At 46.8% G+C, this 15,881-nt stretch carries 12 protein-coding genes and 1 tRNA gene; 5 read left to right on the top strand and 8 right to left on the bottom strand.

The genetic code is table 11. The annotated features are described in order from the left end of the window. Nucleotides 1-223 precede the first annotated feature (223 nt). A complete protein-coding gene (locus tag EBR25_02690; GenBank protein ID NBW39890.1) occupies nt 224-2,707 on the top strand; it encodes an endopeptidase La in 2,484 nt (827 codons plus the stop codon). Nucleotides 2,708-2,899: 192 nt separating this feature from the next. Then, a tRNA-Val gene (locus EBR25_02685) sits at nt 2,900-2,972 on the top strand. 214 nt (nt 2,973-3,186) lie between these two features. On the opposite strand, the gene EBR25_02680 is transcribed toward EBR25_02685, so the two are convergent. The 4 genes from EBR25_02680 to EBR25_02665 all read right to left on the bottom strand — a co-directional run bounded on the left by EBR25_02680 (nt 3,187) and on the right by EBR25_02665 (nt 7,175). Next, the gene (locus EBR25_02680; GenBank protein NBW39889.1) at nt 3,187-3,528 is read right to left on the bottom strand and encodes a DUF423 domain-containing protein; all 342 of its coding nucleotides are present in this window, start codon (nt 3,526-3,528) and stop codon (nt 3,187-3,189) included. A 50-nt stretch (nt 3,529-3,578) separates the two neighbouring features. Further along, entirely contained in the window at nt 3,579-4,154 is a 576-nt protein-coding gene (locus EBR25_02675) for a LemA family protein (protein ID NBW39888.1), read from the bottom strand. Nucleotides 4,155-4,263: 109 nt separating this feature from the next. Then, on the bottom strand, nt 4,264-6,204 hold the full coding sequence (locus tag EBR25_02670; GenBank protein ID NBW39887.1) for an aminotransferase class I/II-fold pyridoxal phosphate-dependent enzyme: 1,941 nt from the start codon (nt 6,202-6,204) through the stop codon (nt 4,264-4,266). A 203-nt stretch (nt 6,205-6,407) separates the two neighbouring features. Then, entirely contained in the window at nt 6,408-7,175 is a 768-nt protein-coding gene (locus EBR25_02665) for a 5-formyltetrahydrofolate cyclo-ligase (GenBank protein NBW39886.1), read from the bottom strand. Between the two features lie 225 nt (nt 7,176-7,400). Here EBR25_02665 and EBR25_02660 point away from each other — a divergent pair, with 225 nt between their 5' ends. Both EBR25_02660 and ribA read left to right on the top strand, forming a co-directional pair. Continuing rightward, nucleotides 7,401-8,582 carry a hypothetical protein gene (locus EBR25_02660; protein ID NBW39885.1) on the top strand — a complete coding sequence of 394 codons (1,182 nt, stop codon included), beginning with the start codon at nt 7,401-7,403 and terminating at the stop codon, nt 8,580-8,582. A gap of 133 nt (nt 8,583-8,715) precedes the next feature. Beyond that, on the top strand, nt 8,716-10,497 hold the full coding sequence (gene ribA, locus EBR25_02655; GenBank protein ID NBW39884.1) for a GTP cyclohydrolase II RibA: 1,782 nt from the start codon (nt 8,716-8,718) through the stop codon (nt 10,495-10,497). Between the two features lie 103 nt (nt 10,498-10,600). Here the strand turns inward: ribA and EBR25_02650 are convergent, their stop codons facing one another. The 4 genes from EBR25_02650 to EBR25_02635 all read right to left on the bottom strand — a co-directional run bounded on the left by EBR25_02650 (nt 10,601) and on the right by EBR25_02635 (nt 15,286). Continuing rightward, entirely contained in the window at nt 10,601-11,950 is a 1,350-nt protein-coding gene (locus EBR25_02650) for a prephenate dehydrogenase/arogenate dehydrogenase family protein (GenBank protein ID NBW39883.1), read from the bottom strand. Nucleotides 11,951-12,139: 189 nt separating this feature from the next. Beyond that, nucleotides 12,140-13,045, bottom strand: coding sequence for a hypothetical protein (locus EBR25_02645; GenBank protein NBW39882.1), 906 nt, complete (start codon nt 13,043-13,045; stop codon nt 12,140-12,142). Between the two features lie 151 nt (nt 13,046-13,196). Then, the gene (locus tag EBR25_02640; GenBank protein ID NBW39881.1) at nt 13,197-14,369 is read right to left on the bottom strand and encodes a PAS domain S-box protein; all 1,173 of its coding nucleotides are present in this window, start codon (nt 14,367-14,369) and stop codon (nt 13,197-13,199) included. Beyond that, complete coding sequence (locus EBR25_02635; protein NBW39880.1) at nt 14,366-15,286, bottom strand: HDOD domain-containing protein; 921 nt, start codon at nt 15,284-15,286, stop codon at nt 14,366-14,368. The genes EBR25_02640 and EBR25_02635 overlap by 4 nt, the downstream gene beginning before the upstream one ends. A 158-nt stretch (nt 15,287-15,444) precedes the next feature. Between EBR25_02635 and EBR25_02630 the strand changes: the two genes are divergently transcribed. Continuing rightward, the coding region (locus EBR25_02630) for a hypothetical protein (GenBank protein ID NBW39879.1) at nt 15,445-15,881 on the top strand (437 nt) is incomplete at its 3' end.

Raw genomic sequence — 15,881 nt, 5'->3', positions numbered from 1 at the left:
GTTCGAACAGGGGAGGCTTTGTTGAGAAAAGAGAAGAAAATCATGCAAAGCCAATAGTTTGGCGGTTCTCGCTCCACGAGATTGCATCATATAGAGAGAGGCTCTCTGTTTGGTGTTTGGAGAGAGCTAGAGGCTTCTTCCTGATGATGTAAGAGATAGAGGGGAGGGGCGTCTCTTACGAGAAGATTAAGAAAAGTTTCTTGGGCTATCTCAAGAAGCGCATATGGAAAAGATGAGCATGAAAGAGTCAAAGAAGACCCACAACGTTCCATTACTGGCATTGCGAGAGCTAGTGGTATTCCCACAACAGGTTGTCCCGCTCTTTGTCGGACGAGAGAAGAGTGTTCGGGCAATCGAAGAGTCTCAAAAGGAGAACAAGCTCATCATGCTCGCAGCACAAAAAGATGCAAGGACAAGTAATCCGAGCTCGAAGGATATTTATGAAGTCGGGACGTTGGGAGAAGTTGTTCAGTTAATTCGCTTAGCGGACGGCCCCATCAAGGTGCTTGTCGAGGGAAAACAGCGAGCTCGTATTACTGACTTCACACAAGAAGATGAATTCATGATGGTTGAGGTCGAAGAGCTTGCTCCTGATATGGCAGCCTCAACAGAGCTTAAAGCGCTTATGCGTTCGGTGAATACAACTTTTGAAAGTTACGTAAAGCTCGGGAAGAAAGTAAATCCCGAGATGATTATGCAGGTGAACGCCATTGAAGATGCCTCGCGTCTTGCCGATGCAATTGTTGTGCAGCTCAACATCAAACTTGAGGACAAGCAGGAGATTCTCGAAATTATCGATCCAGAAAAACGATTGGAGAAAATCCTCTCCCACATGAAGTCTGAGATTGAGATTCTGCAGGTAGAAAAGCGGATCCGCAGTCGGGTCAAGAAGCAGATGGAGAAGACCCAGAAAGAGTACTATCTGAATGAGCAAATGCGGGCTATTCAGAAGGAGCTTGGTGATAAGGATGACTTCAGGAATGAAATTCAGGAGTTGGAAGATCAGCTTCGAGCAAAGGAAATGCCTGAAGAGGCAAGAGAGAAGACAGAAAAGGAGATTCGCAAGTTAAAGATGATGTCTCCCATGTCCGCCGAAGCTACCGTTGTTCGCAATTATGTGGATTGGATGATTTCTCTCCCATGGGATGAGATGTCTGAGACGGAGATAGATGTTGAAAAGGCTCGTGACGTCTTAGAGGCTGATCATTATGGGCTGGAGAAAGTGAAGGAGCGTATTTTGGAATACCTGGCAGTTCAGAAGCTGGTAGGGAAGATACGTGGACCTATCCTATGTCTTGTGGGCCCTCCTGGGGTGGGGAAGACCTCACTTGGAAAGTCGATTGGTAAGGCAACAGGTCGAGAGTTTGTTCGGGTAGCCCTTGGTGGGGTTCGAGATGAGGCAGAGATTCGTGGCCATCGTCGGACCTATATTGGGGCATTGCCAGGTAAAGTTATCCAGTCTCTGAAGAAAGCAGGAAAGAGCAATCCGATCTTTCTTTTAGATGAGATTGACAAGATGTCAACAGACTTCAGGGGAGACCCCTCTTCAGCACTGTTGGAAGTATTGGACCCAGAGCAAAACTGTACTTTCAATGATCACTATCTTGATTGTGATTACGACCTATCTAAGGTGATGTTTGTGTGTACCGCCAATACGCTACACACCATCCCTGGGCCGTTGATGGATCGGATGGAAATTATACGTCTATCAGGTTACACGGAGCTTGAGAAGCTTGCTATCATGCGCAAGTACCTTGTTCCAAAGCAGCTTGAAGAGAACGGATTGTCCGAAGAGAATGTTGATCTGCAGCCGTCTGCTGCTGTGCAAATTGCAAGACGATACACTCGGGAAGCAGGAGTGCGGAGCCTTGAGCGTGTGGTAGCGACCCTCTGTCGAAAGGCGGCCGTTGAGGTTGTTGAGCATGGGCCAGACCATCAGGTGATATTTACGGCAGATAATCTTGCTCAGTATCTGGGTCAGCCAAAGTTTCGGTATGGAAATGCTGAAGCAGAACATCAGGTGGGAATGTCCACTGGTTTGGCATGGACTGAGAAGGGTGGAGAGATGCTGGTAATTGAAACAGCAATTCTACCAGGTCGAGGGCGTTTGCAGATTACTGGGAAGCTTGGGGATGTAATGCAGGAGTCAGCGAAAGCTGCTCTCAGTTATGTTCGTTCAAGGGCGGAGATGCTGGGCCTTCCACGATACTTTTTTGATAAAGTGGACATTCATGTGCACGTCCCAGAGGGAGCTATTCCAAAAGATGGCCCCTCTGCTGGGATAACGATGGCAACATCACTAGTCTCGGCGCTAACTGGGATTCCAATTGATAAGAACCTGGCCATGACTGGAGAGATTACTCTTCGCGGTAACGTGCTTCCAATCGGTGGTTTGAAGGAGAAAGCGCTGGCAGCACACCGAGGGGGAATTACGAGGATCTGTCTTCCGAAGGAGAATGAAAACGACATCGAAGACATTCCAGCAACTGTTCGTGACCAACTTGAGTTTATTCCAGTGGCGCACGTTGACGAGGTGCTCTACGAGGCCTTGGTAACTGATGGGCGTGCTGGATTTGAGCGTTTACTTGACCAGACAGCGATTCGTGACGAGGTACTGTTCTCTGATTTTGTCAAAGAGGAAGATAAGGTATCTGCTGGACGAGATGGCTCAAAGTCTGCTCAGATTAGTGATGTAGTGACTCACTAGAGAGCGCAAGCTGGAAAGATACGAGCGCAAAAAAGGGAACGTCTATACGTTCCCTTTTTTATGGTTCCAATAAAGACTCAGAGGAGACGATCTCACCACAAGGACGTCTAAATAGCCGATAATTTCTACTGTAATCTTGTGGAGTTGACATCTCTTTTCTTCGTGGGTACTCTTTGGCTTCCCTTCAACTGGGGGCGCTTAGCTCAGTTGGTAGAGCGTCAGCCTTACAAGCTGAATGTCGCAAGTTCGATCCTTGCAGCGCCCATTTTTTCATTTCTGTTTCTATTCTCGCTGTTTTCATCTCTCGCTCTTCTGATCTCTAGCTGCTCTTATTTCTCGTGCTCTTATTCTTTTTGCTTTCGAATCTTTAGCAGCAATAATGTTTAGCACCAGTGACTTTTAGCAGCAGTGATCTTTAGGAGCAGTGCGCAGTAGTGCATCGAAAAATTTGCGCAATTTGATACATCGCAATCCGTTCTCTACGATATCTTTATTGCAAGATATGCCCAACCTATGAGGAGCAGGATTCCTCCGATCGGTGTTATGCGACCCAGCCACCTGAGATCTGTTACGGCAAGAGCGTAAAGGGACCCAGAAAAGATAAGAATTCCGCAGAGGAAGATGAGAGCGCAGACTTTCATATGTTCTGGCTGAAGTTTAAGGCAGGGAATAGAAAGCAGTACAAGCGCGTGAACGATATGATAATTCCATGCTGTTTGAAACACTTCTTTGTGGTAGGCGGATAGAGAGTCTCTCAATGCATGGGCACCAAAGGCTCCAAGGAGTACAGCAAAAAAGCCTAAGATGGCACCGATTTTCATGTAACCTCCCTCTTCTTATCCGTCTATCCCGGCCTGCGGATGCAGACTCGTTAATTAAAGTTTACTGATGGGGGTTGTTGAGCAGCTTTTAATTCAGCCTCATCCAGTTCAAAAAACTCACGAGCATTGAATCCGGTAAAGCCCGCGACGATGTTATTGGGAAATTGTTGGATTGATGTATTAAAAAGACCAACAGAGTCATTGTAGTGTTGTCTTGAAAATGAAACTTTATTCTCGGTGCTTGTCAGCTCTTCCTGTAGCTGAAGGAAATTTTCATTTGCCTTGAGCTCTGGATAGGACTCTGAAAGAGCAAATACTTGTCTTAGCATGCCAGCGAGCATCCCTTCAGCTTCAGAGACTCCGCGAACATCTCCTTGTGAAGCTGCGGCCATCGCAGAGTTTCTTGCCGTAATTACTTGTTCAAGGGTCTCTTGTTCATGCTTTGCATAGCCCTTGGCAGTTTCTACTAAGTTCGGGATGAGGTCGTAGCGGCGTTTTAATTGGACATCAATCTGAGACCATGCGTTATCAGTCGCAACTTTTTGACGAACGAGGCGATTATAAATGCCAACCCCATAAATAACGAGAATAATGAGCGTGAGTCCTAAAATTGCGAGCGTGTTCATGCTTCTTTCTCCCTAAGAATTGGAGGACCGTCGATATGCCTTCCTCTGTCCTAGGGTATCAGAATCAATACTGTTCGAGAAGTTGCGAAGTGGGGGGTAATGCTATTCGCTATCTCGTGCTGATTATTTTTAAAAGATGGTGGGCGAACCCTTTCCCATAAGACTCACTTCTACCACAACTCGTGCCTTCAGTCGGTAGAACAGGGATAATGCTGAGTTCATTGTTAGGGTCTAGTTCTTCAATGAGCCATTTTTCGTCTTCAGGGATAAGGATGCATCGGGGTGATGAATGTTTTATGAACTCGCGGCAGGCATGTAAATGCTCGACTTTCTTTAGGTTGGGGTCAAATCCAAGACCTGATGTCACTATAATATAGTCTGGACGTACGAGAGAAACATACTGCTGGACTTCGGGTGTCTTCGTTATGCCACATTCCAGTATAGACACCGCATGTCGTCTCTTCGCGATAAGTGCTTTTTTCAGAATCTGAAAAACTACTCTGAGTTTTTCACGAGTATTTTTCGGAAGAGAAAGTTCCAATATTGAGAAGGATAGTCCGGTAAGAGTATTGTGAGAAAGATGAGAGCTGATGACCGAGTGTTGCTTGCTGAGGCTTTCGCTGATAATTCGCCTCACAATTGTTTTTCCTCTCATTCCGATAATAGCAACAACTGGTCCACTAACGTTTCTTCGAGCAAGTCGAGTCAAGGTAACGAGCAGACGTTGCTTTTTTTGCTTTCCAGAAAGAAGACTTTTATTCATCGATTCCAGCGGGACATTCTTTATCTTTCGTTGGAGTCTTCTACCAGCCGTAGTCCGCTGAAGATAGTCGCCGAAGCGTGTCATCCCTTCCCGGATGTCCTCTTCGCTTCTTCCAAAGTTAATACGAAGATGTGACTCTCCTGATGGACCGAACGCTGCTCCTTCAACAAAGGCAACGTTTGCTTTTTTTAGAATATCATAAACGAGTCTCCGCGACTGCCTTGCCAGCGGCACGGTATCTTTAATACGAGGAAATGCGAAATATGTAGCTTGTGGAACTTGATAGTCTAACCACTCAGACATCTGATCGAGAAATGCGACCGTCAGATCGCGGCGTTGACGAAATTCCTCAATGGCTGCAAGACGAGCAGATTCACCATAACGAAGTGCAGCAATAGCAGCGTATTGAGATGCAACTGGAGCACATGAAACCATAACGTCATGGATCTTGAGAATACTTTCAGTAACGTGCGATGGGGCCGCAAGAAATCCAACCCTCCAGCCAGTCATGGCATACGCTTTTGAAAAAGAGCAAACTCGAATCAGGTATTCTCGTGCCCATGGGAATGCCGCTGGTGAAATGTGTCCAGCGGGTGAGAAGTAAAAATCTTTGTATACTTCGTCAACGATCACATATATGCCATTCTTGACCGCGAGTCGGAGGAGTCCCTCAAGTAGTGTTGAGGAAAATACTGTTCCAGTTGGATTATTTGGAGTACAGAGGATAATTGCTCGCGTGCGGGGTGTGATTGCCTGCTCAAAGGCCTCTAGCGAAAGATCAAATCCAGTATCTTCATCAAGGGGAACATATACCGGGGTAGCCTCAGAAAGGTGAATGGAACCAATATAGGAGGCATAAGTAGGGGAGGGAACAAGGACTTCATCACCTCGTTGTACGAGTGCTAGGAGGGTCGCTGTCATGCCCTGAATTGAGCCTGCTGTGACAATCATCTCCTTCTCCGGATCGTACTCCGCCCCGTCAGTTCCAAGCGAGAGCGCTAGCTCTTCTCGTAATTCTTCAAGTCCTGGAGAAAGCGAGTATCGGTCGCATAGTCCAGCTCGTATCTTCTCCTCGACGTACTCGACAATTTCTTGGGGAGTATTAAGGTATGGGATACCTTGAGCCAAAGAGATTGCTCCAGGAATCTTCGAGGCCTTTAACTCAATTTCCTTGATGGGAGAGAGAGAAAAGCGTGAAGCGCGATTACTTATTCTAGCGAGGTGCTCTCGGGAGGGAACCGAGGATAACCAATTCTGAGTGCTAACGCGACCTTCCGCTCTTGTCATGCTCTTTAGCCTAGCAGTGAAAGGAGCGAAATTCTACAGTTGTTGAACGAACTCAGAAGGGCTTTTTCCTCTCGGTCGATTGATATGGTCATAAGCCTCGGCCAGACAAGCCTCGCTCAGTCAACTCTCTACCAGTCAATGCAAGAGACTGAGTGAGAATCTTTTTTACACAATGTATTGCAGTAGGAGAGAGGTTAAGCCCTCTAACTTCTCGCTTCTAATTCTTGCCGCAGCTCTAGTAGGAACGGAATATCCTGAAACTGGTCTTCTTGTACTGCTTCCCAGAGCACTCCAGATGGGCGGGGATGAGCACTCTTCGTTTCTATCGTTTCTGATGGTGTAAAGACCCACTCAAGCGGATAGTCGTGTGGTTGTAGGGTGATAACACCATTATCAACCAACTGGACATCGTGAATGGTAGTTACCACTTTTGCATGGTCTGGGATGATATTCAGTTCCCCGAAAACACCGAGCTCAAGGTCGGCAAAGCCACCACCCTTTCCAGTTCTTGCTCCATCCCGAGTTACAGCAACGCTTCCAACCACAAGAATATCCATCGGCAGCATCTCAGTGAAGCGCACCGGTGTTCCATACTTAAGAGCTCCTTCAATATGAGCAGCCTCCAGAAGGTCAATGCCATCTGCATTGAGCTTTGCTGGATCCAGAAGAACGAACGGAAAGTCTTCAACAAGTTCTGGTACTGGCGTATACAGCAACTTACCATCGCGGAGCGCATTATAGCGTACTGGAATCTGAGGCATGTCAGGGTTAGACTTCACGACTCGAGCGTCTTTCCAGAAGGGCATGGCTGCCAGTCGATCAGCAGCTTTATCGGCATCAACAAAATTAGAAATACGATTCCAAGCTGGGCCGACGGCGTACCCTTTCTCTTCTAGGGTCGACCAGATAAGACTTCTGAGTGAATCTTTCTCGGTATTTCTCCCTGCCCAGCGCAATGCTTCTTCCGCCATACTCTTGCTCCTTTTGAATGAATGCGTGCCTGACTATAGCCCAGGTCAGGAATTAATTCAAAAAATCTCATGCGATGGTCAGAGATGCTAACGTTGAGTTAAGACTGAGAAAGTCTTGAAATTTGCTTACCGCCATAGGCTTGCTACTCTAACAGGGAGGTCCCCCAGAAAGTGAGCTGGGAGTGCTGGTATTTTCCAGTAGTAGGAATGAAGAGACTTTTTGATATGGTGGAGCCTAAAAAGGGAAATCGGTCGGAGTCTGCTGAATCAGGTCATGATGAGCGTTCCCCTGCACTGCCTTCGCTCTCGGATACTGCCTTCGAATTGCCTCATCCTGATCAGGATCCCCTTCGTTCAATTGATCAGTCTGATCGATACGGCTTTGAGCTTATCGAACGGAGAATCAAGGCTATTCCCGAGTTATTTGAAAGATATATGGAGAGCCCGCTGCCAGATCTCCAGCCGTTATCCGGCTCAGTGGGTGTTTATGGATTGGGAAGTTCTCGTTCGCATGCGGAATATCTGGCTACACTCCTGCAACGGATTCCAGGCGTGCATGCCAGCAGTCAATCTGTGTCATCTCTTCATGATCAGAGTGGAGCAGGCGAGGTAAAGATAGTCTTTTCTCAGGGAATGAGCACTAATACGCATGGTTTGATTCAATCACAGATCGCTGATGAACGAGGTATTCTTTTTACCGCTACTACATCAGAAGGAGCTCATAATACCAGGAAAGCTGAAGTTCATAGCCTGTTAACAGACATCAACTCTTCAGGGGTCGATACGGTCATCATGCCGATGGAAAATGAATATCAAGTACTCGTTCGGACGGTTGGGCCATGGTTCGGGTTCCTTGCTGCATATCGTGTTGCTTCTCAATTAGCGCCAAAGGAGTTCGCCCCAATCCGTACCGAGCAGATCGTCGAGATGTTTTCTGAGGCGCCCCTTAAGGCGAAGGAGATATTATCGCAGACCTCGAGAGAAACCCTAGCATCCGCGAGCATTTATCTTGTCGGGCATACTCCTGCCATTAATCATCTCCGAAATATCGGATACAAGTTTATGGAGGGAGCCTTTCTTGAGAACCCCATGGTATCAACCGTGATGGAATTTGATCATGGACCGTTTCAATTAGTTCAGCGAAGGGGAGGGTCGATATTTCTTTTTAGTAGTGAGGACGAGAGCGAGATAGATTTTAATCGCTCGTTGACGGAGAGTCTTGTTGCTGTAGGGCAAGCTCCACCACTTGTTGTCTGTTCCACCCTAAAACCTGAACTGAGAGTCCTAGAATATGAAATGGTAATGAATCACGTCATGCTGGACTTGATGAAGCAAGGTGGAAATGCCTGTAATCAATTGGATTTTCAGGAAGGTGAGAATTACAATAAAAACCCGACCAAGAGATAGAATAGCGTTTGTTTTAGTGGTACAACGTGGTTCACGCGATACTGAAAGACCGACCCCAAGGGTCTTAAGTCGTCAGGGCGGCGGGAAAGAGTTGTTGAAAAGAAATTCCAAGTAAGACACGGAGTTGAACTTGATGAGGCCAAGACCTCACGATCCCAAGACGGAAGCCAATTCGATTCCAAACGAACCATTTCAGAGTGCACCGTCTACTGCTGCAAACACGTCTGAGAATTTGGATAAGTTAAATCCCCCCAATGTGTTTGCTGGAATAGGTGAACTTGTGGAGGCCTTTCGTACAGATCCTTCGCTTGCGCCAGTTCTAGCGAACCTCCGGGCTCAACTTGAAGCAGCGTTATCGGAACATGGCAGTAAGCAAGAGGGAAAGATAACAGAACAACTTGTTGCCTCAGCCTCTGTCCATGACCGTGGCTCTGCGCTCAGCCAAGAGTTAGGGGAACGGCCTACACGAGGGGCAATTACGTGTTTAGGCTCCTTACCTTTGCCTCTAAGGCAGGGGGATTTCAAGGCGTATGTTTTTGAGTCAACCCAATCGCATGATCACCTGATTGCTGTTACGAAAGGTGACATAAGTTCGGATGAGCCTCTACTGGTCCGAGTTCATTCTGAGTGTATCACGAGCGAGACCCTATGCGGATGCGACTGCGACTGTGTTGAGCAGCTTGAGGGTGCGCTCAGTCAGATAGAGGAGGAGGGGCGAGGTATTCTTTTTTATCTTCGGCAGGAAGGCAGGGGCGCTGGGTACTCCAACAAGGCACGTGATCGAATGTTAGTATGTGCCTCTGAAAACGAACTTGGCACTTTCGACGCATATAGGGGGCTTGGACTCCCCGAAGATAGACGGAACTACGAAAGTCTTCGGGATGTTGCATACCTTTTGGATATTAATGCGCCCCTCATTGTAATGACCAATAACCCCGATAAGCTGAATGGACTTCGACAACTCGGATTTACGGTTGAGAGCCGCTCGAAGTTGACGATTCCTCCGAACCCTCATAACGCCTATTACCTCAAGACGAAGGGTGAGAATGGGCATATGTTGGACAAGAGCGATACGATGGATCAAGAGGAACAGGGGATCCAGTCTGCTTATCCCTGGGAAGTCAAAGCATTTGTGCCGCATTCTTTAGATGTTGCAACTCGATACACGCATAATGCCTCTTATCCGCTTCCGATTCGACCATTACCAGGTGTACTCGTACTGGATCCGAAACAGGTAGGAGAGCTGTATAGTATCCAAAGTAATCTTGGTGTGTCTTTGATTCAGAATATGGAGACACTTTCCTATGGGAAATTTCATATTCAATTAGATGCCAATCTTACTAATGCCAAGCTCGAAGAGAATGCGCATGGACCTCTCGCAAAGATCATTGGAGCCAATCCACACTGGTTCAATACCCATGTTTATCGCGATAGTATCGCAGGGCTTGATTATGTAACGCTTGAATACAATGTAGCGCCTCTCGCAGCTCCAATTGTCCGAGTCCATAGTGAAAATCTCCTAGATCGATTTCCATCGTCCGATACTACTGACACCAGTAAGTATCAGCGCTCTATTGATACTATAGTGAAGAATGGGCGTGGATTACTGTTACTTTATCCAGAGGATGGTCGCGGGAAGGGATTGAGTGGAACGTTTCTTGAGCGCATGTTAGTAGCGAAGGGCGCTGCTCGGAACAGCTCTGAGGCATCCGCGATTCTTGGCACTGAGGATGATCGACGTGATTATGCAGCTATAGCGAAACTGGTCCGGCATCATTATCCTCACGATAATATTACTCTTCTCTTCAGCTCAACAGATAGCATCCCGAAAAAGCAAAACCTGCTCGCTTGCCTCTTACAAGAGGGAGTCAAGAATTTAAATCTCAGTTATCTGAATAAAAGCCGAAAAGGCTGAAAAATAAAATCTCGGTCTTTTTATGGATCCTTTTACAGAAGATGGAAGGAGCAAAAGAGATGAAACGAGTAAGGGAGTCACTCTTATTACGATCAAAGCCTCATCATCGTTCAACCCAGAGAAAGCTGGTTAAGTTATTTTTGAGGTCTTGCAGATCTTCATCGATTATCTTGAGACCATATACTTCAGCAAGTACTCTACTTCCCATAGTAGCAATATTGATTGGCAATTTCCCCGCATGGAGATGCTCGGCCACAACGGCATGGTCAATCAGGTTCCCCGTTCCACTGGTGAGATTCAAGGTTTTATAGCGGCGCATTAAGTTCTCTCGGCACTGCTTCAGTACTTGGGGATGAGTCATAATGGTATCAATGTCATCGATTGAAGCATCAGGATGACTCATCAGCGTATGTTGAATTGGTATTGCATATTGTTCGACTATTTTAAACTTCCATTCTCCCATAGCATTAATGCTTTCCTCAACAACTCCGCCTGTGGAGTTATGAATCGCAAACTGACCAGCATCGATACGTCCCTCACACAGTTCGCGAAGGACATTTTCAGTCGTATGAAGGTACTGGACGGTCAGGTTTTCTAACCCCTGTTTTTGAATGCGGTACTGAAGCGCTTCTTCATTGAAGCTTCCTTTGCCACCCTGAATACCTACGGTGAGAGTTCCAGCATTTGCCTGTTTTGGAAGTAGAGCTCCATAAACGGTATCGAGCGCTTTCCCAAGCTTAGAGCGCATCGCCATGGTATACGGATTGAGAGTCTGCAAGTCTGAAAAGAGATCCCATGAGTCGTTACATGTCTGCTCTCTGAGTTCAAATAACTTTTTTGCTCCTAAAGTATCTATTGTTGTCGGTTGAAAGTCGAAGCTATCGAGCACTCGACCAATGAAGTGCGTGAGTCCCTGACTACCTGCAGCAAGGCGGTCATGTTCATCTGCCGAGAGTTCAAGCGTCCGAAACCCGAGCTCCTCGAAAAGAGATTTCCATCGTTGATAGAGAACTTCCGGGCTATTGAGATTCTCCAGCACGATGGGAAGGTCACGATTGGAGTCTGACAGGATACTGTCTGGACCAAACATTGGATGAGTTAGAATAGTATATGCATCATCACCAAGATATTTCTGAAACAGCTTCTTGGGATAGCTCTTGACCGATAAGACATCGAGGACCAACGGCTTATTCGCTCGGGATTTAATAATGCTGACATGTTGCGCGAGTGTCCGCTTTAATTCGCGAATAGGGATGCAGTAAAAGAGGGCATCTGCGTGGAGCGCTTCAATTTCATCCACGAGTCTTCCGTGACCACTTTCTATTTCTTCTACTGCCGGATCATGAATCAGTAATGTAGCCTTTGGAGCTAATAACTGAGCAAGGATTTTTCCAAATCTTCCATATCCAAATATTGCAACGGTTTCATCCATTGGACTTTTTGAGCTCCACATAAACAAAAATGGTCTTCGTGATTTACTCACGGCTTTTAAATGTGTGGCTGATGGTACCGAAAGCGTTTTGCGATTACAATTCTAGAAGGTGCTATGTCCTACCACTTCTTAGAGTAAGTTTTAGTCGCGACGGTATGAGTTTCCACTCACCGCGGTTTAGCTCGATGGAGGTCTGCTGGTTTTTAAATATTAGTCGTACCGCTCGCTTGGGTTTGGTATCTCATAGCTCTTGACCTCTCCAGAAGTGAGCCGTACTTCAACAGAGAGCCCCTCTGGATACTGTTCACCAGGCCTGTCGAATCGAAAGTGCTCTCTATTGCCATTCGCTACACCAGTGCCCCTTCCTCGTTCGAGAATATTCCCATCTTTATCTTTCAGAAGGAGATCCTCTACTCCCCCCGTCATAAACTTCGGTAAAATAACAACAAGCTTTCCATCGCTGTCGGAATGGGGCTTAAAAACGAACTCGTCTGGCCCATCCATTTCATTCCCTTTAGGAGTTACCACGGTACCAGAATTTGAGCTGTCAGAGGGAGTTTCAGGAGAACTGGTTTGTCCTGTCGGAAGCTCTCCCCGTTCGAGTGCCTCAATCGCTGCTTGAGCCCTTGCCAGAGCGGATTCAAGGTCTCCCGTAGCGATAGTCTGATCTTCTCCTTCTCCTCGTCCATCAAAAAGGGCGGAGTGATTGTCATCGAGTTGAGCTGCCATGAAAGATTGTTGGTAGAGAGTATCGTGCTCCTCCTGGGTGATGTGACCCTCTGTTACAAGGTCGGCCAGAGCCCGATTCGCGGCCTCTTCCACATTAATATAACCATCTGCTCTCGTGAGAGCCGCTTTATGAGAGTCGAAGCGCTCGCCAAAAAATTGAGCAATCTCACTACCCTCTGAAGACTGAATTCTCTCTTGTAGGAGTGCGGCAAAGAGTTCCTCTTCGTTAATCGTTGAGCCTATTGAGGGGGAAAGAAATGCGCGTAGCTGATTTTCAAAAGTGGCACTCTGTTCAGTGGTCTGGACGGACTCATTTGGTGCCTCAGATGTCCTAAGTCTCGCTGATTGTTCAGTATTTATAGAAATGCTCATCTCTGCGTACTCCATGTACTGGTTGATCTTGATTCTGGAGCCTCTATCCCTGAGGGCTCTCTAACGAATGAACAGCAGAAATCATGCCACTCCAGGGAGTGGACTTGGGGGTATCAAGCACTCAAGGGCGTTCGTTCGTGTATGTGCACGGTGTTTATGCAGGTCGTCACGAAGCGTGACTGCTGCGTGGTGGGGAGGGGCGGGACTTGAGAGTAACAATAAAACAGTTCTTCCCTTCCTCGGTGATTTGAAAGTCTAAAGTACCACCCATTCGCCTCATTCTTTTTTGGCAAAGAGAAAGCGAAAACGGCGTCTGTTTTCCACCGAGTCGAGTTCTTTGTGTTCCCTGTTCCAGTGATTTTGGATAGAAGATATGGTCAATGAACGTTTCTGGTATTTGGGGAGCGGAATCAAGATGAAGTATTTTCGTTTCAACTGAATCTTGTATCAGTTGAAGTTCAATATCTGGCACCACTGAATCGGTACAGAGTGCTTGTGAGTAATTTGTCAGCGATGAAAGCACTTCCAGTAAATCTTCCTCGTCAGCAATAACTGGAATCTCATCATCCGGCATGGTGATGGAAAGATGTCCAGAGAGGTGGGTCTGCTGCTCTTGATAGGTTTGCAGGATGCGAACCGGGGGTACCGTTTTTAGTTCTCTTTTTTCCCCCGACGCTTTGCCAAACTCTGTGAGGCCCTGCGCCAGGCTCTCTAATTTTGCCGCAGAAGCACCGATCGCACTATTCATTGTCTCGAGCGGCAGTCCATCTTCCGAAAGGGCAAGCATTCCTTTTAAGGTAAAGACCTCATTCTGTATTTCTTCGGCAGCTATAGAGGTGATTTGTTGTAAGTCTTGATTTCGTTCTTGCATTTGTTCTTCGAATCGAACCGCACTCGTTACATCGACCATGAGGGTGAGTGACGCCATAAATCTTCCAGACTCATCGAACAACGGTGCGGTTCGGGATTCAATCCATATTTCAAAACCTGAGTTATGGAAGAATCGATGTCGCATCTGAAAGCTTTCACCCATTTGAGCAAGTTGTATGCTTCTTAAGAATGATGCTCGGTCCGAGGGATGGACAATTCTTGCAAAGAAATCCTCGTTGCCTTCGTAAATAGTCGACAGCGGGCAGCCGCACATAACTTCCGTGAAGGGGCTACAGTAAGTAATGGCACCATTCATATCTCGAATGATGAGCGCCGCAGCCAAATTCTCAACAAGGACTTGATGTCGATTAAGGAGAATCTGATCTTGTCCTGATGGGGAGGGGGGCTGCACCGAATCTCCCAAGATAAGGTGTTGAATCCTTCTTATCGCTTGACGAAATATTGTCATGGAACCTGGAGCCGCTCGCGCTCTTCTTCAAAAAGCATAGGGAATTCAGCGAGGATCTCTTTCGACTCTCCCTCTGAGAATCCGAGTGCATTGAGTGTGTGTGGAAGCTCTTTGACTGCAACGCTTCTGAGCCCATCTGCATATTGCTTAAGTCCAATCCGTAAACGATGCGAGAGAAGATCTGCGCTTTTTACGAGGATCGCCAGCGGATCATCTTGAATGATATCAAGGGGTGCATGGTGTAACCGAATGACTGCTTTGAGCTCATCAGAGAAATTCCATAGCTCAGCGATGAATTGTCCTACTTCACAGTGATTAAATGGATAAACATCTTCTTCTGCTGGACAAAATGCACCAACATTGCCGCCTTGCTTCATGATGCGTTCATATCCACTGGGGTCTACATCTAAGAGCAAGAGTTTTCCAATGTCGTGGAGCAGACCTCCGAGAAAAGCTTCATTCTCTTTGCCTGGGAGTCTTCGAATTGACAGTTCACGGCTGAAAATAGCAGTAGCAAGGTTATGCTCCCATAACTGATCTCGTAGAGGATTATTATTGAGAAAGAGCGTGCTGAAGGTATTAGCCCCAAGAATATTCTTGAGTTCCTTGGTTCCGATGACGGCAACAGCCTCTACGACACTTTCGCTTCCGGAACCACGGTCAAAATACACGCTATTTGCAATTTTTATAATCCGAGAGGAAAGCCCCTCGTCACCTTCGATGGCTTTAACAAAGTCGAGTGCTTCAGAATCTGGATTCATCACAACGTGAAAGAGCCGCTCTGCGGAATCAGGCATGACAGGAATCGCATTCGGACCGAGAGAGTTCGTGAGCGTTTGTTTAAAGCCCAATGATAGTCTCGGGATCTGAGACGTGTTATATTTTGGTTTTTTTCTTGAGAGAAGTTTTTTCCACATAGCCCGTTCAGCACCCTTTACAGGACCTTCCTATAGGATACGGCTGTGATAATCACAGCCACAAGTGCCTTTCGGGGAAAACTTTCTGTATTACCACTTGAGGTTCAAATGAAGCATCCTCTCTCTATCGAGAAACTTCATATACGCATGATTGAGCGGTGAAAATACGAATTCTTACCAAGCAGGAGCTAGCACAAGAACCTCGAGAGATGGTATTGAATGGGACCTCAGGACTTGGTGAGATAGTTGGCACTATGGAGAGGTGTGTTATGGATTGGCGAGCAGCAAGAGAAAGAAGTTCTATCATTTTGGGGGTAGTGCTTGGTTTCTCAGTCTTTGTCGGTGCGATGCCTCTGCCAGCAAAAGCACAAGCCGCCAAAGAAGGCGGAAGAGTTCTGCAGCAGGAGGTTCATCAACAAGAAGATCAGCTGATGAGTAAGCTTGCAGAGGCAGTAAAAAATATCGGTGTTGGAGCAGAGAGTGCAATAGCAAAAGAGGCGAAGAGAGACATCGACAAGCTCGCAATCAGTACGCCTCGTGATGACAGAGAGCAGAGTAGCAGTACTGAAAGAGTTTCATCAGGCGGTTTCCCTGA

The organism is bacterium, assembly GCA_009926305.1.
Taxonomy (GTDB): domain Bacteria; phylum Bdellovibrionota_C; class UBA2361; order UBA2361; family RFPC01; genus RFPC01.
The sequence above is the reverse complement of the archived record's forward strand: the minus strand, read 5'-3'. Positions and strand labels throughout refer to the sequence as shown.